Consider the following 18,081-nt stretch of genomic DNA (forward strand, 5'->3'; position numbering starts at 1 on the left):
CCATGCTGGACCTCGATATCGACGTACGCGAGAACGGTCGGGTCGTCCGCCCCCACGGGCGGCTCACCATGGTCTCGGCCCGTCCTTTCCGCGAGCGGGTGACCGAAGAGATCGCCGCAGCGGGCGAATCGCCCGTGATCGTGGATCTGTCGGATGTCGCCTTCATCGACTCGTCGGGCCTCGGCGCCCTCGTCGCGTGCCTCAAGACCGCACGTCAAGGCGGCGGCGACCTGCGGCTCGCCGCGCCGAGCGAACAGGTGACGATGGTGCTCGGTCTGACGAACCTCGACCGCGTGCTCCGGCCGCGCGCCACCGTGCAGGACGCCCTCGATGGCTGAGGTCGTCCACCGGTCGCTCGTCGCCGATGTCTCGCTCGAGAGCGTCGAGGCCGTCCATGATCTGCTCGCATCGTGGTGGGAGGAAGCCGGCGACGTCGAGCCCCGTACGCGCTTCGCATTCGAGATCGCCGTCGTCGAGATCGCGGGCAACATCGTCGAGCACTCCGTAGCCGCGCACGGCGCCGAAGGACGGCACTTCACCCTCGACCTGCAGGCCACACCCGAGGCATTGACGGCGACCTTCGAGGACGACGCTCAGCCCGCCGAACTCGACCTCAGTGCTGTGACCATGGCCGACGCCGACTCCGAGGACGGCCGCGGCCTCGCCCTCGCCCTCGCGAGCGTCGACTCCGTCGAGCACCGCTACGAGAACGGGCGCAACGTCTGGACTCTCGAGTGCCGCCGCGAGTGACGCGGCACCTGCGGCGGGCGCTGGCGGCCCTGGCTTTAGCGACGGCCACCGCTCTTCTGACGGCGCCCGCGGCGATCGCTGATACCGGCGAGCCTGCCCCCGTCGCGCAGGACGGACTCTGGTTCGGCCCGGAGCTCGACTGGGGCTCGGACGGCCCCGACGGATACGCCGACCGGCTCGGCGAGACGCCCGCGACCTACGCCATCCGCTTGTCGTACCCACTCGATGACAGAGCCCGCCAGGACTGGTCTCGCGCAGCCACGGCGGCCTCCGCCCAGGGCGCCGTCCTCGTCCTGAGCATGGAACCGCGGGTTCCTCTCGCGGACCTGACGCGCGACGATGCCGCGGCGTTCAACGCGATGCTCGAGAAGATGCAGGGCGACTACGACACGCACCATCTCGTGCGTTTCGCCCCCGAGATGAACGGTTCGTGGACCTCGTGGGGGCAGCAGCCGCGCGAGTTCGTGCGCGCGTTCGAGGCCGTGTCCAACGTCGTCCACGACGGCGGATCGGGAGCCGAGATGGTCTGGGCCCCGTCATACGGCGCGGGGTACCCCTTCGAGCGCGCCGACGGGCGCCTCGACGACCTCTCCCCCGCGGACCTTCGAGCTCTCGACACCGACGCGGACGGACTGCTGACCGAGGCCGACGACCCGTACGGCCCCTACTTCCCCGACGCGGATGCCGTCGACCGGGTAGGCCTGACGATGTTCTACTTCGGCAAGGGCGAGTCGGGAGCTGCCGCGGGTCGCGACGTGCCGCTCGTGTCGAACAGCGCTCCTGACGAGGGTGAGGTGGCCGCGCGCCTCGACGAGCAGTGGGGCTACACCGTGCCGCAGGCGGAGACCTTCTACGACAGGTTCGCGGCGGGCGAGAGCCGGGACCTTCTGCTCGACACCGGCGCGCTCTACGACTTCTCACTCGACGGAGACACCGAGATCGCCGTCAAGCAGGGCTGGTGGCGCCAGGTGCTCGCCGAGCTGCCCGACCACCCGCGGATCACCGCGGTCACCTGGCTCGAGGCCGTGCGCGAGGAAGCCGAGGCCGGCGCCCAGGAAGTCGACTGGCGTCTGACCGCCTCGGGTGAGCTGGCGAGCGCGTTCCGCGCCGACCTCGCGGCATCCGGGCATGTGCAGTGGAGTCCGATCACCGACGTGATCACCCCCGAGCAGGCCTCGGCCAGCACCGTGCAGGTGCGCGAGGGCAACGACGAGATGAACTGGATCACCGGCGCCGCCGCCGTGCTCGCCATCGCGTTCCTCGTCTCGGGGATCGTGGGACGGACGCTGCCGTCGTGGCGCTACCCCGACGATTCCGCGACTCGCGACCTGCGCATCGACATGATGCGGGGCTTCGTCATCATCGTGGTCGTCGTGACGCACATCGAGGTGCTGAGCCCCTACTCGTTCGCGTCTCTGAACATCATCGGCGCCATCACGGGCGCCGAGCTCTTCGTCCTGCTGAGCGGCGTCGTCCTCGGCATGGTCTTCCCCGCCGCAGTGAAACGCGGCGGGGAATGGGGCGCAGCTCTCGCTGCGTGGGCGCGAGCGCGGAAGCAGTACCTGGTCGCTCTCGCCGTCATCCTGCTGATCTTCATCGTCAGCTTCGTGCCGTTCATCGACGCGTCGGCGATCATGACGTTCACCGACCGCGGCACCGGCGAGGACGGTCAGGCAACCTCCGGCCGCGTCTACGACCTCTATCCGAACGCCGACCGGCTGCTCGACTACCCGCCGCCCTGGTACGCGGTGAGACAGTTCCTCCTGCTCGAGATGGGGCCGTGGCCCTTCAACATCATGGGGCTGTTCGTCGTGCTGAGCCTGGCCTACCCCGCGCTCATGTGGCTCATCCGCCGGCGCCTGTGGTGGCTCGTGCTGGCGGGCAGCTGGGGCCTGTACGCCCTCCACATCACGATGCCGGAGCTGTCGCCCCTGCCGTCGCAGTTCAATGCGGTCTTCCCGCTGCTGGCCTGGCAGGTGCTCTTCACGCACGGACTCGTCATCGGGTACTACCGGCGCCAGATCATCCGGGTGCTCACGTCGAGGCCGGGGAAAGTCCTCGTCGGGCTCTTCGTCGTCGGGTACGCCGGGTTCCTCGTCTATCTGTGGGCGGGCGACGCCTTCGGGTTCGACCCGGCCCCGTTCCCGGCCGACCTCTACGCGATGCTGTACGACTCCGGCTACCCGCGGATCAACCTGCATTGGGGGCGCCTGCTCGACCTCGTGCTCGTGATCACGTGCAGCTACGCCGTGCTCACGGTGGCCTGGAAACCGATCAACGCGGTCATGGGGTGGCTGTGGATCCCGCTGGGCCAGGCGAGCCTCTACGTCTTCATCGTGCACGTGTTCTTCGTGCTCGCCGTCGCGAACATCCCCGGCCTCGACCGGCAGAGCTTCTGGCAGGGCACGCTGATCCATACCGCGGTCATCGCGCTCATCTACCTGATGGTGCGGCGGCGGTTCCTCTTCTCGGTGATCCCCCGCTGACGCGCGGTCAGAGCGCGCCCGCGCCGTGCGTCAGCGCACCGAGATGACCACCGCCGTCACGTCATCGTCGACGACGTGCTCGGAGACGCGGATGGACAGCTCGTCGAAGAAGGCATCCGGTTCGCTGGCGCGGCGGAGGTCTTCGCCGATGAGACGCAGGCTGTCGAGCGTGGAGTCATAGGCGTCGAGGGCCCCGTCCGAGACGGAGACGATCAGGTCGCCGTGACCGACCACGGTCTCGCCCGCCTCCCACTCGGCGTCGGAGGGGCGCAGGCCGAGCGGGAGGTTGCGGGAGCTCAGGCGCTCGCTCGTGCCGTCGGCGCGGAGAAGCAATGTGAGCCCGTGCCCCGCATCGACGTAGGCCACCCGGCCGCTCCGGGTCTCGATAACCGCGTGGAACAGGGTGGCGAAGGTCTCGCGATAGCGCTTGTCGTGCCGGGCATAGTCCTCGACCGAGAGCATCGCCTCGACGGGGTCGAGGTGGGCGCGCTGCTGGAGTGCGCCGATCAGCTCCTCGGCGAACCCGCCGGCCTCTTCACCCTTGCCCATGACGTCGGCGAGAGTGACGATGATGCGGTCTCCGACCTGTTGCCAGCTGCTCCGGTCACCGCTGACCTGCCCATACGGGATCGCCAGGGCGGCCAGGCGAACCTCCCCCGCCGCCAGACGGTCATCACGCACGGCCGGGGCGACCGACGCGGCGGGCACGGGCCCGGCACCGGAGACACCGGGATCGTCCATGCGCATCTCGGCCTGCGCCCATAAGCCGAAGCGCTCGAACGCGTCGCGGTCGGCGTCGCTGAGATCACGAGGCGAGGTGTCGAGCAGGCAGAGTGTGCCGACGGTCTCTCCCGCATCGGTGTGGATCGGAAAGCCCGCGTAGAAGCGGATGCCGTGCTCGGCGACGATCGCGCGGTCGGCGAACCGCGGGTCGGCGCGGCCGTCGGGAACCTCGAGGACGGCGGGCTGCTTGACGGCCTCGCCGCAGAACGAGTCCTCGATCGGGGTGTGCCGGAAGTCCGACTCCGCCGGCTGCGACTTCGTGAACACCGTCTCGGAGTTCACGACGTTGACGACGGCGTAATCGACGTCGAACATCTCGCGTGCGAGCCGCGTGATGCGGTCGAAGCGCTCCTCCGGGGCGGTGTCCATCAGACCGAGTCGCGTCACCGCGTCGTCGTTGACATCGAGTTGCTGGGTCATGAGTGGGCTCCCATCCACGCATTGCCGGTCCTCCGACCCTAGTCAGCGCGAATTCCTCGGGTAAGGAGGTTGCATTATCGCTGCGCGTCCGGGACTCAACGCAGCACGGTCCGGCTCGTCGCGGTCGCCTCGACCCTCACGCCGTCGGGCACGAACACCGATGACACCGGAGGGTGCCACACCGTCGCCACGGTGACTCGCGCGGACACCCCATCGGGCGTGCCGGCTTCGACCAGCGTCACGTCACCGGTTGCCGCGATGACCTCGGCGGCCAGGTCACGGACGTCGGCCGGGTCGAGCACAGTGCGCGGTGAGCCTTCGTCGACGACCAGCGCAAACCCGTCGGATGCCGCCAGGGCCGCGGCATCCGCGACGGCGTCCGCCCGCTTGTGGGCGAGATACAGGCTCATCGCGTCCGCGCCGACGAGGACGAGCACGATGGCGAGCAGGGCGTATCCGAGTGTGAGGGGCAGCACGCTCCCCTCGTCCCCCAGCCGGTGGTGACGCCTCATGGCGCGCCCCACAGGCGCGGCATCCGTTGCACCGCGGTCGCCTCGATCGGAACACGGGCGAGCCGGTCGAGGCCGAGCACGGGAGGCACGAGCGGAAGCGTCGCCTCGGTCTCCGCGGTGACGCGGAACATCTCGCCCGGTCGCGGGCACGGACCAGCCCCGTCGCACGAGACGGCGAGCGCGAGATCGTCCGCCGCCATGCCGTACTCGGCGGCGATAGCGCGCGTGATCGCTTCAGCGCGCGTGTCGGCCTGGGCTACATCAGTGGCTGTCGCAACCGCGCGGGCGATGTGTCGTGCTGCCGCCTGAGCCGCGAACGTGTGCGACTGAACGATGCCGAGGGAGACGATCAGGTATACGACGGGGACGAGCAGGATGAGTCCTGCAGTCAGGAACTCGAGCGACGCCGACCCGTCGTCAGCACGGTGCCGCTTACTCCCCGTCGTCCGCAGGCGCATGCGCGGTCACCTCCCACGCTGCCGGGATGCCCATCAATCCGACGAGCGGCAGGGTCAGCCGCATCGTCACCTGCACCATGGTCGCGTCGTCGACCGCAGTGCGCTGTGCCCGAACGCCCTGCACGAACCCCGCCCCGAGCGTCCGGTCGACGATCTCCCGGGCGCGCGCGGCTCCCTCTCCGTCGGTCACGTCGGCGAGCGCGGCGTCGTAAGCGCCTTCGACAGCCGCGTCGTGAGCGACCCCCCGAACGTAGACGGCGAGAGCGAGCTGCATGACCCCCAGGGTCAGCAGGGTCAGCAGCGCTCCGACCATCACGAACTCCGCCGGACTCGACCCGCGGTCGTCGAGAGCGAACGCCATGTCAGAGTCCGGACACTCGCGCGATGGCCTGTTCGAACAGATTCGACAGCGCGGGCCCGGCGAGCGCCCAGATGACGACGACCAGCCCGGCCGTCATCAGGGTGACGAGCACCCAGCCGGGAACATCGCCTCGCTCGTCATCCCGGAGATCTCGTGCAGCGCCTCGGACCATCGTGACCGTTCGTCTCATCGCGTTTCCTTTCTTCGTTCTGAATGTGGTTCACAGCCCCAGGCGCAGCATCACGATGCCGGGGAACACCGCGAACAGGACCGAGAGAGGCAGCACGAGGAACACCAGCGGAAGCAGCATGAGGATCTCCTTGCGCCCGGCCTGCTCGATCAGAACCCGCTTCGCGTCCTCGCGCGCATCGGCAGCCTGGGTCTGCAGGACCTGCGCCAACGGGGCGCCACGTTCGATGGCTCCCACGAGCTGGTCGACCGCGCGATCGATACTGGCCACGTCGAGGGAGCGCGCCATGTCGCGCAGGGCATCGATCAGGGTCGACCCGGTCCCGGCGGCCAAGACGGCGGCGCGCAGATGTGCGGTCAGTTCGCCGGCGCCCACCTCGCTGACGCGGCGCAACGCATCGTTGAGGCTCTCGCCCGCAGAGAGGCAGAGCGCGAGGAACTCCAGCACCGTGGGCACCTCTTCTCGCACCTGCCGCATCCGCTTCTCCGCGGCCTGGGCCAGCACCATGTGGAGACCGAGCATTCCGGCGGCAGCGAGAACGACCGGAAGCAGCAGCGTGGCGCCGTTCGCATCGCCGCGCATCACGACGGCGACGGTCAGCGCGGTGCCGAGCGTGAGTCCCCCGACCCCCGCGAGCAGCTGCCGGAGACGGAACCTCTCGGGCGTCAGCGCCCAGCCGGCCCGCAGGAGCCGTCGCCGGAGGGCTACCGGGCCGCCCAGCTTCGCGCCCATCCGCGTGGCGCGTTCCCGCCAGCCTGCGAGCCACGACGAGCCCGCATGGAGCGGGGTCAGGCCGATCGGATCGGCGATGTCGCGCAGATAGGGCGCAATCCTGCGCTCAAGAGGTGGCGCGACCCATCGCGGCATTCCGGAGATCGTGAGAAGCACACCGGCAGCAAGCGCTGTGCCCAGCACGACGGCAATGGCGAGCTCCGACACCCCGGTCACCGCACCCACCGCCGCGGTTCGGGAAGCCGGCCGATCCGCAGCATGACCCGGTATGCGAGGAACGACACCGCCGCGCCCACGATGATGAGGATCGCTCCCTCCGCCGAGGCATACGCGCGGGCCCCTTCCGGTCGAAGTGCCAGGAGCGTGAGCACCACCCAGGGAGCGATCAATCCGAGCACGGCTGCGCCTCGGATCCACGACTGGCGCGCCTCCACCTCGGCGCGGAGAGCCGCATCGGCGCGGACGGACGTCGACAGCGCCCTGAGAACCGGGACCAGCTCAGTCCCTCCGACCTGCCGGGCCATCCGGAGGGTCTCGACGATGCGGTCGGCCACCGGGTCTGCGAGAACCGCCTGCAGACGCGCGGCACTGGTGTCGAAATGACCGGACGCGGCGAGATCTCGCGCGAAGCCCCGGAAGGCGAGTCGCAGGGCGGGCGGCCCGGTCTCGGCGATCGACGAGACCGCGTCACCGAGCGGCATCCCGGCCCGAACCGATGCGACGAGCAGATCGCAGACGTCGGGCCAGAGCCCCCGGCGCACTTTCCGAAGTCGGCGGGCGCGCGAGCGCAGCCAGGCCGTCGGCAGCAGCGCTCCTGCCCCGGCAGCGACGGCGGCGACGACGGGGAGGGAGGTCACCAGCCAGGCAGCCGCGGCGGCGAGCGCTGCTGACCCGACCGATATGGCGCCGAGCCCGCTCACCGGCGCATGTGCGAACCCGGCGGATTCGAGGAGGCCGCGGCCGAATCCGCGAGCGCGACCGGATGTGGCTGGTGTCATCGCCTCACGAGGCGACAGCCACGGCGCGACGATGAGCACGAGCCCGGCGCCGAGGGTCGCGCCCCAGAAAAGGGTCACCCGTGGCTCCGATACACCGACCGGGTCGCGATCACACCGTCGGTCACGGCGCCGGTGGGCGACACGATCTCGGCGACGCGTCGGCGCCCCGAGTCCAGGAGCTCGCAGTGCACCACGATGTCGACGGATGCCGCGAGGGCATCACGCACGAACTCGACGTCGATGTTCCGCCCGGCCAGAAGCGGGAGGGCCGAGAGCTTCCGCAGCGCGTCCGCGGCGGAGTTCGCGTGCACCGTTGCGGCGGCGGGCACGCCGGTGTTGAGAGCAAGGAGCAGGTCGAGAGCTTCGGCATCGCGCACCTCCCCCACGACGAGGCGGTCGGGTCGCATACGGAGCGCCTCCTTCACGAGGCGCCGCAGCGTCACCTCTCCCCCGCCCTCAAGGCTTGGCTGCCGGGCCTGCAGGGCGACGACGTCGGGCAGATCGACGAATAGCTCGAACGTCTCCTCCACCGTGACGACGCGCTGCTCGGCGGGGCTTGCTGCAACCAACGCGCTGAGCATGGTCGTCTTACCCGCGTGGGTGGCCCCGGACACGATGATGTTCCGTCCGCTCGCGATCGCGGTGCGCAGGATGTCCGCCGCCTCCACGGTCACCGACCCGACCGCCACCAGGTCGTCGAGCGTGCGGAACGTGCGGAGGAACTTGCGGACGTTGACGGCCCAGTGCCGCGTGATGTCGGGGATGACGACGTGGAGCCGGGAACCGTCGGGAAGCGACGCGTCGGCGAAGGGTTGACTCAAGTCGACGCGGCGACCGCTGGCGTGCAGCATCCGCTCGACCAGGTCGCGCACCTGCTCCTCGGTCAGGGCCAAAGCGACCCTCTCGCTCCGTCCGCCTCGCGCGACGAAGACGCGGTCGGGAGCGTTGATCCACAGCTCCTCGACACTCGGATCATCGAGCAGCGCCTGCAAGGGGCCGTAACCGGCCACGGATGCCAGCACGCGGCGCACCGCAGCGGACTCGTCGTCGACCGCTTCGAGCCCGCGTGCCAGAGCGAAATCGTTGTGTCGCTGCACCTCCGCGACCGCGACGCGCTCGACCTCGTCCGGGCGCTCGGCAGGATCGATGCCCTCCGACCGCAGCCGATCGCGCAGACGGCACGCGATCCGCGTCTCGGGAGGCAGATCAGGCGGCTCGGACCCGGATGCGGAAGAGAGGGAGATGCTCACCCGCAGCATCGTGGTCGTTACCTCGTCAGCCCGTGGCGACTTTCCACAGGGCTAGCTCCAGCGCTCAGGCCGGCGCCGGCGATCGAGGCGCTACCCTGCCTGATCCCGGGCCTCGTGAAGCGTTCGCGCGAGCGACAGCACTGCCGTCTTGTACAGCTCGGGTCTCACATTCTCCGGGTCGAAAAGGGCCAGCGCAGACAATCCCAAGTCGAGGGCCGTCAGGATGCGGAACTGATCGGCGGGAGGCATTTGCGCGAACCTGCTGTCGGCCGGGATCGGGGACGCGTCGGCCGGGATGTCGTCGGGCGGCGATATGAACCCGAGGAACTCAGCCGTTAGTCGGTCATCCCGCAGCGCGTAAGGAATGAAGTCGAAGACCAACCGCGCGTAGCTGGCGCGATCGCCGCTTCTCGCAGTGCGGATCCAGATGTCGCACCACGCTTCGAGTCGTTCATCGTCATTCGTCGCCCTCTCGAGGGTGGCACGAAAGTCCTGTGCCTCCGGCGAGAGCGCCTGACGGTATCGGATGACCTCCAGGATCAGTTGACCTTTGTCGCGGAAGTTGGAGTAGACCGCCCCCTTCGTCAGTCCGGCTTCCAGCGCCACGTCGTCGAGAGAGGCGCCTGCAACGCCGTGCGCGGCGAAGATCCGCTCTGCCGCTTCGAGCAACAGCGTCCTGTTCCGCTGCCGCTGTTCATCGCGGGTCGTCCGTGTCATGGGTCGAATCCTAGAACAGCGCGACCAGCCGCCTTCGACACCGTCGAGGCGTTGATCCGGGTTTCGAATACTGTCAGTATCTGGATATGGAACGCGTGGCAGCTGGCACCGACGCCCTATCGCTGGAGCAGATCACCAAGATCTACAAGCGAGGGGGTACTGCGGCGAATCGGGCGGTCAGCCTGACCTTCCGCCCGGGTGAGCTCGTCGCGTTGGTCGGCCACAACGGGGCGGGGAAGACCACACTCCTCAATCAGATCATCGGAGTGGTGAAACCCACCTCCGGGGACATCCGTTACGGAGCAGCCTCGCTCGTTTCGTCACCGGATCTCGCGCGCCGGGTCGCGTCGATGATGCCGCAGATGCACGCTCCGCTGACGGGCGTGACGCCGTGGCAGGCGATAACGTCGATCGCCCGATTGAGGGGCCTCTCTGGATCAGATGCCAAGACCGCCGCGCTCGGCTTGATCGACTCGCTCGACATCGAGCCCTGGAAGAACACGGTCGGCGAGAAGCTCTCGGGCGGCCTGCGTCGACTGACGTCGTTCGCGATGGCTGTGATCGCGCCCCCACCGGTGCTGTTGATTGATGAGCCCACCAACGACGTCGACCCGATCCGGCGGCCCCTGATCTGGCGACATCTGCGCCGGCTCGCCGATGACGGACATACCGTCGTGGTGGTCACGCACAACCTGGTCGAAGTCCAGCGCGCCGCCGACCGGTACGTGTTGCTCCAGAACGGCACGGTCCTCGTCGACAGCACGCCGAGCCAACTGCGTCAACAGGCGCGCACCGCCACCCTCACCGTTTCTCTCCATCCCGGTTGCGAGGTCACGACAACTCCCCCGGTCGCAGCGCACATGGTCGACGACGACGGGCAGCTCACACTCGACCTGGAACCGGCGCAGATCCCCGCCGCGATCGAATGGGTGCTCCACCTGGTCGATACCGGCACCGCTGACACCTATGCGCTCGCGCCGGCATCGCTCGAAACCCTGTACGAAGGGATCACCCATGGCCGTTGACGTTCTCACGACCCCGACGATCAGCGTGCCACGCCGGCGCGCGTGGCTCGGCAGCTGGTGGGGTCTTGTCCGGTGGAGCCTGACTCGGCACAAATACCTCTTGCCGGCGTTCACCGTCGTGCAAGCCCTGTTCGCCATCGCGATCGTCTACGGCCTCGCGCTGATGATCCCGAACATCGGTACCGAGGCAGCCCGCTATCTCTCCTCAGGCGCCTGGACGCTGGGAATCATTGCCGTCGGGTGCGTGCTCGCCCCGCAGATCATGAGCACCTCGAAGCAGGAGGGCCTGCTCGACTATCAGAGAACCCTTCCGGTTCCGCGCTCCGCGATCCTCCTCGCTGACGCCGTCGTCTGGAGCTTCGCCGCGTTGCCCGGGATCGCGGTCGGAATGCTCGCCGCGTTCCTGCGCTTCGGGCTCGACATCCACATCGACCTGCTCACCGTGGCCGCGATCCTCGCTGCGCAATTCACCGCGGTGAGCATCGGCTACGCGATCGCGCTCTGGCTGCCGATGGGTGCCACGTCTCTCGTGACGCAGGTCATCATGATCGGGGGCTTGCTGTTTTCACCGATCACCTACCCCGCCGAGCGCCTCCCCGAATGGGCCGTCACACTCCACCAGTTCCTTCCGTTCGCGCCGATGGCAGACATCATCCGCGAAGCGGCTTTTCGGACCGGCGAGAGCCCGGTGGTGAACATCATCGTCGTGGCCGCGTGGGCGACGGCGGCATACTCGACGGCCTATCTCGCGCTTCGCAAGAGGCGATGATCTCGCCATCAGCCGTTCCGTGCGCGTCTACCGCGCAGGCGAGCCCCTGTCATACGCCATGCCCGCGGCATTTATGACGGAGATGTCTGCTTCCAGTTTGGGCGGACTTTCCATGCGACGAAGGCGCTTGCTGCGAAGATCGCTCCGAGCACGGCAGGGATCCAACTCTGCACGGTGGCGTCATCGCCGAGCGCCGCTGGTAGCAACCAGATCAGGCTCGCTCCCGCCGCCGCTGCGATGATGAAGAAGAGCAGAAAGTGGCCTCTCGAACGCTTCATAACTCACCTCCGGTGAAGCAGCCCATGACGGCTCCGATAGACGCGCCGCCAACGGCCGCGATGCCGCCGATGCATGCTGCACAGATGGTAGCAGTGGGGGCGTAACGGGCACCCGGCATCGTGGCCGCTACCCCGTGAAGCGGTGGCGACCTTCCACAGGGCCGGTCGGCTCACCACCTCGCCACCCCAGCCTCACCCGAGCAATTCGATGCCGAACCCCGCGACGACGGCCCGCACCTCGTCGAGATACCGCTGCGCCTGCTCCGTGAGCGGAACAGCCGTGCGGCCGATCCAGCCGATCTCGATGCGCTCGTCGACGTCGAGGGGCACGGCGACGATCTCGGGGTCGAGGTCGTCGCTGATGATGCCCGTCGAGATCGTGTAGCCGTCGAGGCCGATCATGAGGTTGAAGATCGTCGCACGGTCCGACACCCGGATCTCCTGCTTGCTCGAGAGCGTCGAGAGGATCTCCTCGGCGAAGTAGAACGAGTTGTTCGCACCCTGGTCGAACGTCAGGCGGGGCAGGTCGGCGAGGTCGTCGAGCGTCGCGCGGGCCCGCGAGGCGAGCGGGTTCCGGCGCGCGACGAAGATGTGCGGCTGGGCGACGAACAGCGGGTGGAACGCGAGCCCGGAATCGCGCAGCAGCTTGTCGATGACATTCCGGTTGAAGTCGTTGCGGAACAGGATGCCGAGCTCGCTGCGCAGCGTCCGGACGTCTTCGATGATGTCCCACGTCCGGGTCTCGCGCAGCGAGAACTCGTACTCCGGCGCCCCGGTGCTCCTGACCATCCGAACGAACGCGTCGACGGCGAACGAGTAGTGCTGCGTCGAGACGCCGAGCAGCCGGCGCGACGGCGGCCGCCCGAGGTAGCGCTGCTCGAGCAGCTCGGCCTGCTCGACGACCTGGCGGGCGTACCCGAGGAACTCGACGCCGTCGGTGGTGAGAGTCACGCCTCGGGCCGACCGCACCAGCAGATCGCGGCCGACCCGCGCCTCGAGGTCTTTCATCGCCGCAGACATCGTGGGCTGGGCGACGTAGAGCAGATCGGATGCCGCCGAGATCGAGCCCTCGGCGGCGACCTCGATGAAGTACTGCAGCTGCTGCAGGGTGATCCCGCTTCGACGACCGGACATAGAGCCAGCCTATGGCAAAGGATAGTGACAGCGGATTACCCGATGGCTCCCCTCTGCCCACACCATGGAGCCATCATCTTCCGCACGGCTCCCCCGGAGCTCCGCTCGATTGGCTGCTCATGGCGAACGACTTCGCGTTCCGCATCTCGACGACGCGCTTCGACGAGGACTACACCCCCTCTGACTCGTCGCGCATCACCACGAACTTCGCCAATCTCGCCCGCGGCGAGCGCCGCCGGGAGAACCTCCGCGGCGCGCTCGCGATGATCGACGCCCGTCTCAACGACCTCGCCCGCACCGGCAACCCGGACGGTGACCGGTACACCGCCGAGCTCGACATCGTCTCGGCCAACCTGCGGTTCGACACCGGCACCGACGAGACGGCGACGGATGCCGCCGATGACCGCGAGTTCCCGCTCCTCGAGGTGCTCGACATCCACATCCTCGACCGGCAGACCGGCGAGCGCCACCACGGCATCGTCGGCAACAACTTCTCGTCGTACCTGCGCGACTACGACTTCAGCATCCTGTTGCCGTCCGCGCAGCAGACGCCCGGTGCGTTCACGGTGCCGGATGGGTTCGGCGACCTCCACGGGAAGCTCTTCCAGCACTTCCTCGAGTCCGAGGCCTACCGCGAGCGGTTCCCGCAGTCGCCCGTCGTCTGCATCAGCGTGTCGACGAGCCGCACCTACCGGCGTAACGGCAACCGGCATCCGGTTCTCGGTGTCGAGTACGAGCAGGACTCCTTCTCGCTCACGGACGAGTACTTCGCCAAGATGGGGCTGCAGGTGCGGTACTTCATGCCGCGCGGCAGCGTCGCCCCGCTGGCGTTCTACCACCGCGGCGACCTGCTCGCTGATTACACCGACCTGCAGCTGGCCGGCACCATCGGCACCATGGAGACGTTCCAGAAGATCTACCGGCCCGAGATCTACAACGCGACCGAGCCGGCGGGCGAGGTCTACCGGCCCACCCTCGAGAGCGACGACTTCGTGCGAACGGACATCACCTACGACCGGGTCGAGCGCAGCCAGCTCGCCGCGACGCAGGGCAAATACGCCGAGGAGCACTTCGTGACCCCACACCGGCAGGTGCTCAGCCGCTGGGCCGCCGACTACGCCGCCCCGACCGCCGAGGCCGTGCCGGCCGCGCTGACCCGCTGACCCGAAGGACGATCCGTGTCGCATTCCCTCCTTCCCACCTCGACCGTCGGCAGCCTGCCCAAGCCGTCCTGGCTCGCCAAACCCGAAGTTCTGTGGTCGCCGTGGGAGCTGACCGGCGATGTGCTCGTCGAGGGAAAGCGCGATGCTCTCCGCGCTGCCGTTCACGAGCAGGAGCGCCGCGGACTCGACATCATCAGTGACGGCGAGCAGACGCGCCAGCACTTCGTCACGACCTTCATCGAGCACCTCGACGGTGTCGACTTCGAACGGCGCGAGACCGTCCGCATCCGCGACCGCTACGACGCGAGCGTCCCCACCGTCGTCGGCGCCGTCAGCCGCCGGCGGCCCGTCTTCGTCGATGACGCGGCCTTCCTCCGGCAGCAGACCGACCGCCCCATCAAGTGGGCGCTCCCGGGCCCCATGACCATGATCGACACGCTGGCCGATCGTCACTATCGGAGCCGCGAGAAGCTCGCGTGGGAGTTCGCGACGATCCTCAACCAGGAGGCCCGAGAGCTCGAGGCCGCCGGCGTCGACATCATCCAGTTCGACGAGCCCGCGTTCAACGTGTTCTTCGACGAGATGAAGGACTGGGGTATCGCCGCACTCGAACGAGCCGCCGAGGGCCTGCGCGCCGAGACGGTGGTGCACATCTGCTACGGCTACGGCATCGCGGCGAACAACGAGTGGAAGGCGACGCTCGGTCCGGAGTGGCGGCAGTACGAGGAGTCGTTCCCGCTTCTCGAGCGCTCGAGCATCGACGTCATCTCGCTCGAGAGCCACCACTCGCACGTTCCGGTGGAGCTGATCGAGCTCATCCGAGGCAAGAAGGTGATGCTCGGCGCCATCGACGTCGCCAGCCACGAGGTCGAGACGCCGGACGAGGTCGCCGAGACCCTCCGCCGTGCCCTCGAGTTCGTCGACGCCGACAAGCTGATCCCGAGCACCAACTGCGGCATGGCACCGCTGCCCCGCGCCGTGGCGAACGACAAGATCAGCGCCCTGGTGGCCGGGGCCGCCATTGTCCGAGCCGAGGTCTCCGAGCCGAGCGCGCTCGCCGTGCGCTGATCGGGGTTATCCCCGGCCCGCGGCCCCCTTTCGGCCCGCGCATCAAGCGCACACTGGCGGCGGAAGGACGGTGATCCCGTGCTCACGATCCCCGAGGCGCTCGCCGCACAAGCCGAGAACGGCCGCCACAAGACGGACGGGCTGCGCTCGCCCGCTCGCTTCACGGTGTCGGGCATGCTCGCCGGCGCTTACATCGGCGTCGGGGTCGTGCTCATGGTCACGGCAGCCGGGCCCCTCTTCGCGGCGGGCTCGGGCTGGGGCAAGCTCGCGTCGGGACTGGTGTTCGGGGTCGCCCTGACGATCGTCGTCATCGCGGGCGGCGAGCTCGTGACCTCCTCGATGATGACGGTCCCCCAGGCGACGCTCATGGGGGCCGTGCCGGCGGGGCGCGCCGCCGGGGCGGTCCTGTGGACGTTCGGCGCCAACCTCGTCGGATCGGCCGTGTTCGGAGCGCTGATCGTCGCGTCGGGGGTGCTGCACAGCAACGCCGCGGCCGGCACGATGATCTCCGACATGCTCGCCGCGAAGGCACACGAGTCGCCGGTCGAGCTGTTCGTCCGCGGCATCCTGTGCAATGTGCTCGTCTGCATCGCGATCTGGATGACGGTGCGGCTGCGCAGCGAGACCGCCCGCATCCTGGTCGTCTTTGCGGCGATCCTCGCGTTCATCACATCCGGCTTCGAGCACGTCGTGGCGAACATGACCACGTTCACGATCGGTCTGCTCTCCGGCGACCCGTCGGCGACCGTGGGCGGCTTCGCCCTCAACCTGCTGCTCGTCGGCGCCGGGAACCTCGTCGGCGGCGGGCTCGTCGTCGGCGCCGGATACTGGTTCGTCGGCGGCTCCCCGCGACTCGCTGACGCCCCGGCGAACGTCCCGAACTCCGGACTCAGGAGCTCCATCGCGCGATAGGTGGGCCCGAGCGGCCATGCGCGCCGCGACCGCCCCATCGTCTCGGCGAATTCGGGGGTTATCCGGACGGATTCGCTTATCGCTGACGCCTAGACTGAACCCGTCCGCGGGAGTGGTGGAATTGGCAGACACGCAGGATTTAGGTTCCTGTGCCTCACGGCGTGTGGGTTCAAGTCCCACCTTCCGCACGGATCGGGCGTTCGCCCGCCCTCGCGTCATCCTCTCCCGACGGGAAACTCGTGCATCAGATCGCCCTCATCCCCTGGCTCGACCCCGCCACCATCATCAGCGCGGCGGGTCCGTGGGCTCTGCTCGTGGTGTGCTTCATCATCTTCGCCGAGACGGGACTGCTCGTCGGCTTCCTGCTCCCCGGCGACACGCTGCTGATCATGGCCGGCCTGCTGTCGAACCCGGTCACGCACGCCCCCCACGGAGTCTTCGGGATCAACGTCTGGATCGTCGGTCTCCTGATCGGATTCTCGGCATTCCTCGGCGGTGAGGTGGGCTACGTGATCGGTCGCAAGGGCGGTCCCGCCGTCTTCGAGCGCAAGGAATCGGGCCTGTTCAGTCGCCGCAACGTCGAGCGCACGAACGCGTTCTTCGAGCGATACGGCGGCGTCACCGTCATCCTCGCCCGATTCGTGCCCATCGTCCGCACGTTCGCGCCCGTCGCCGCCGGTGTCGGCAAGATGCCGTGGCATCGGTACTCGCTCTACAACCTCATCGGGGCCGTCATCTGGGGCTTCGGCCTGACCGTGATCGGCTACCTCGTGAGCCTCATTCCCGGCGTCGGCGAGTTCGTCGCGAAGTACATCGACGTCATCCTGCTCGCGGCCGTCGTCGGCACCGTCTTCTTCATCGTGTGGCACTACTTCGCCGAGAAGCGCAAGGCGAAGAAGGAGATGGCTGCGGGGCCCGACGAATACACCGACGCCGACGAGGCGCGCGAGCTCGTGCTCGACCCGGAGGTCTTCCGCGAGCACGGCCACAGCGCTCCGCACGCGCACCGCCCCGACGCGTCCACGACCGACACCGACCGGCGCACCGACCCGCGGAGCTGATCAGGAGGCTTTCGCGCTCTTCTTCGCCGGAGCCTTCTTCTCGGCCGGCTTCTTCGCGGGAGCCTTCTTCGCGGGAGCCTTCTCGTCCGTGTCCTTCTTCGCGGCGCTCTTCGCGGTGCTCTTCTTCGCGTCCGTCTTCGTGCCGGAGCGCCCCGCGTCGCCGCCGTCCGACGTCTTCGAGCCCCCGCCACGCGCCGCACGGCTGCGCTCGACACTCGCCCGCAGCGCCTCCATCAGATCGATGACCTCGCCGCCCTCCTTCTCGGCCTTCTCACCGAAGGTCTCCGAGGTGTCGAGGGCGTCGCCCTTCTCGAGCTTGGCGTCGATGAGCGTCCGCAGCTCCTCCTGGTACTCGTCCGTGAACGCCTCGGGATCGAAGTCGCTCGAGAAGCTCTCGACGAGGGATGCCGACATCTCGAGCTCCTTCGCCGAAATGCGCACCGACTCGTCGAGGGCGGGGAACGCCGCCTCCCGAACCTCGTCCGCCCACAGCAGCGTCTGCAGCACGAGCACATCACCCCGCACGCGAAGCGCGGCGAGCCGCGTCTTCTGCCGCAGGGAGAACCGCACGATCGCGGTCCGGTCGGTCTGCTCGAGCGTCTTGCGGAGCAGGACGTACGACTTCGGCGAGGAGGAGTCGGGCTCGAGGTAATACGCCTTGTCGAGCGTGAGCAGGTCGATCTGATCGCTCGGCACGAACTCGACGACGTCGATCTCGCGGCTCCGCTCGGAGGGCAACGACGCCAGGTCCTCCTTCGTCAGGACCACGGTCTGCTCGCCGTCGTCGTAGGCGCGATCGATGTCGGCGTAGGGCACGACCTCACCGTCGATCTCGCAGATGCGCTGGTAGCGGATGCGCCCGCCGTCGGCGTTGTGCACCTGGTGCAGCGGCACGTCGTGGTCCTCGGTCGCCGAGTAGACCTTCACCGGCACATTGACGAGCCCGAAGGTGAGGGCGCCTTTCCAGATCGATCTCATGCACGAAGTACACACCGCAACCCCTCACCGACGCCA

20 protein-coding genes and 1 tRNA gene are annotated in these 18,081 nt (G+C 68.5%); 10 read left to right on the plus strand and 11 right to left on the minus strand.

Annotated features, from left to right (window positions below):
- The first annotated feature begins 2 nt into the window (after positions 1-2).
- Genes ABIC53_RS06060 through opgC form a run of 3 tightly spaced genes read left to right on the plus strand, consistent with a single transcriptional unit; the run spans position 3 to position 3,236 of the window.
- Complete coding sequence (locus ABIC53_RS06060; RefSeq protein WP_064956687.1) at positions 3-338, plus strand: STAS domain-containing protein; 336 nt, start codon at positions 3-5, stop codon at positions 336-338.
- The gene (locus ABIC53_RS06065) at positions 331-750 is read left to right on the plus strand and encodes an ATP-binding protein (protein ID WP_323987585.1); all 420 of its coding nucleotides are present in this window, start codon (positions 331-333) and stop codon (positions 748-750) included. The genes ABIC53_RS06060 and ABIC53_RS06065 overlap by 8 nt, the downstream gene beginning before the upstream one ends.
- Positions 747-3,236, plus strand: coding sequence for an OpgC domain-containing protein (opgC, locus tag ABIC53_RS06070; protein ID WP_354450764.1), 2,490 nt, complete (start codon positions 747-749; stop codon positions 3,234-3,236). The genes ABIC53_RS06065 and opgC overlap by 4 nt, the downstream gene beginning before the upstream one ends.
- A gap of 30 nt (positions 3,237-3,266) precedes the next feature.
- Here opgC and ABIC53_RS06075 read toward each other — a convergent pair whose 3' ends face one another.
- From ABIC53_RS06075 to ABIC53_RS06115, 9 genes are all read right to left on the minus strand, one after another.
- Positions 3,267-4,439 carry a SpoIIE family protein phosphatase gene (locus tag ABIC53_RS06075; RefSeq protein ID WP_282502464.1) on the minus strand — a complete coding sequence of 391 codons (1,173 nt, stop codon included), beginning with the start codon at positions 4,437-4,439 and terminating at the stop codon, positions 3,267-3,269.
- A gap of 95 nt (positions 4,440-4,534) precedes the next feature.
- On the minus strand, positions 4,535-4,951 hold the full coding sequence (locus ABIC53_RS06080; RefSeq protein ID WP_282502463.1) for a pilus assembly protein TadG-related protein: 417 nt from the start codon (positions 4,949-4,951) through the stop codon (positions 4,535-4,537).
- On the minus strand, positions 4,948-5,409 hold the full coding sequence (locus tag ABIC53_RS06085; protein ID WP_282502462.1) for a TadE family protein: 462 nt from the start codon (positions 5,407-5,409) through the stop codon (positions 4,948-4,950). Before ABIC53_RS06085 ends, ABIC53_RS06080 begins: the two co-directional genes overlap by 4 nt.
- Positions 5,384-5,770 (minus strand): TadE/TadG family type IV pilus assembly protein, encoded by a 387-nt coding sequence (locus ABIC53_RS06090; RefSeq protein WP_282502461.1) that lies wholly within the window; start codon positions 5,768-5,770, stop codon positions 5,384-5,386. The genes ABIC53_RS06085 and ABIC53_RS06090 overlap by 26 nt, the downstream gene beginning before the upstream one ends.
- Position 5,771: 1 nt before the next feature.
- Positions 5,772-5,960, minus strand: a complete 189-nt coding sequence (locus ABIC53_RS06095; RefSeq protein WP_274177752.1) for a hypothetical protein — start codon at positions 5,958-5,960, stop codon at positions 5,772-5,774.
- Between the two features lie 30 nt (positions 5,961-5,990).
- Positions 5,991-6,908, minus strand: a complete 918-nt coding sequence (locus tag ABIC53_RS06100; RefSeq protein WP_274177751.1) for a type II secretion system F family protein — start codon at positions 6,906-6,908, stop codon at positions 5,991-5,993.
- The gene (locus tag ABIC53_RS06105; protein ID WP_274177750.1) at positions 6,905-7,768 is read right to left on the minus strand and encodes a type II secretion system F family protein; all 864 of its coding nucleotides are present in this window, start codon (positions 7,766-7,768) and stop codon (positions 6,905-6,907) included. Before ABIC53_RS06105 ends, ABIC53_RS06100 begins: the two co-directional genes overlap by 4 nt.
- Entirely contained in the window at positions 7,765-8,940 is a 1,176-nt protein-coding gene (locus tag ABIC53_RS06110; protein WP_404568002.1) for a TadA family conjugal transfer-associated ATPase, read from the minus strand. Before ABIC53_RS06110 ends, ABIC53_RS06105 begins: the two co-directional genes overlap by 4 nt.
- A 90-nt stretch (positions 8,941-9,030) precedes the next feature.
- The gene (locus ABIC53_RS06115) at positions 9,031-9,657 is read right to left on the minus strand and encodes a TetR family transcriptional regulator (RefSeq protein ID WP_323987574.1); all 627 of its coding nucleotides are present in this window, start codon (positions 9,655-9,657) and stop codon (positions 9,031-9,033) included.
- Positions 9,658-9,743: 86 nt separating this feature from the next.
- Between ABIC53_RS06115 and ABIC53_RS06120 the strand changes: the two genes are divergently transcribed.
- Together ABIC53_RS06120 and ABIC53_RS06125 are read left to right on the plus strand one after the other, a co-directional pair.
- Positions 9,744-10,682 carry an ABC transporter ATP-binding protein gene (locus ABIC53_RS06120; RefSeq protein WP_354450769.1) on the plus strand — a complete coding sequence of 313 codons (939 nt, stop codon included), beginning with the start codon at positions 9,744-9,746 and terminating at the stop codon, positions 10,680-10,682.
- Positions 10,672-11,451: an ABC transporter permease gene (locus ABIC53_RS06125; RefSeq protein WP_323987572.1), complete on the plus strand. Its 780-nt coding sequence runs from the start codon at positions 10,672-10,674 to the stop codon at positions 11,449-11,451. Before ABIC53_RS06120 ends, ABIC53_RS06125 begins: the two co-directional genes overlap by 11 nt.
- A 470-nt stretch (positions 11,452-11,921) precedes the next feature.
- Here the strand turns inward: ABIC53_RS06125 and ABIC53_RS06130 are convergent, their stop codons facing one another.
- On the minus strand, positions 11,922-12,863 hold the full coding sequence (locus tag ABIC53_RS06130; RefSeq protein ID WP_354450771.1) for a LysR family transcriptional regulator: 942 nt from the start codon (positions 12,861-12,863) through the stop codon (positions 11,922-11,924).
- A 119-nt stretch (positions 12,864-12,982) separates the two neighbouring features.
- On the opposite strand from ABIC53_RS06130, the gene ABIC53_RS06135 reads away from it, so the two are divergent.
- The 5 genes from ABIC53_RS06135 (at position 12,983) to ABIC53_RS06155 (ending at position 17,067) form a co-directional block, all read left to right on the plus strand.
- Entirely contained in the window at positions 12,983-14,026 is a 1,044-nt protein-coding gene (locus ABIC53_RS06135; protein WP_354450773.1) for a putative oxygenase MesX, read from the plus strand.
- A gap of 15 nt (positions 14,027-14,041) precedes the next feature.
- Positions 14,042-15,094, plus strand: a complete 1,053-nt coding sequence (locus ABIC53_RS06140; RefSeq protein WP_354450775.1) for a methionine synthase — start codon at positions 14,042-14,044, stop codon at positions 15,092-15,094.
- A 78-nt stretch (positions 15,095-15,172) separates the two neighbouring features.
- Positions 15,173-16,006: a formate/nitrite transporter family protein gene (locus ABIC53_RS06145; protein WP_354450777.1), complete on the plus strand. Its 834-nt coding sequence runs from the start codon at positions 15,173-15,175 to the stop codon at positions 16,004-16,006.
- A 106-nt stretch (positions 16,007-16,112) separates the two neighbouring features.
- Positions 16,113-16,194: transfer RNA gene (locus ABIC53_RS06150), tRNA-Leu, on the plus strand.
- Between the two features lie 51 nt (positions 16,195-16,245).
- Entirely contained in the window at positions 16,246-17,067 is an 822-nt protein-coding gene (locus ABIC53_RS06155) for a DedA family protein (RefSeq protein WP_323987569.1), read from the plus strand.
- On the opposite strand, the gene ku is transcribed toward ABIC53_RS06155, so the two are convergent.
- Positions 17,068-18,045 carry a non-homologous end joining protein Ku gene (gene ku, locus ABIC53_RS06160; RefSeq protein ID WP_323987567.1) on the minus strand — a complete coding sequence of 326 codons (978 nt, stop codon included), beginning with the start codon at positions 18,043-18,045 and terminating at the stop codon, positions 17,068-17,070.
- Positions 18,046-18,081: the final 36 nt, after the last annotated feature.

It is taken from the genome of Microbacterium sp. 1262, from assembly GCF_040544895.1.
In the GTDB taxonomy this organism is placed as follows: domain Bacteria; phylum Actinomycetota; class Actinomycetes; order Actinomycetales; family Microbacteriaceae; genus Microbacterium; species Microbacterium plantarum.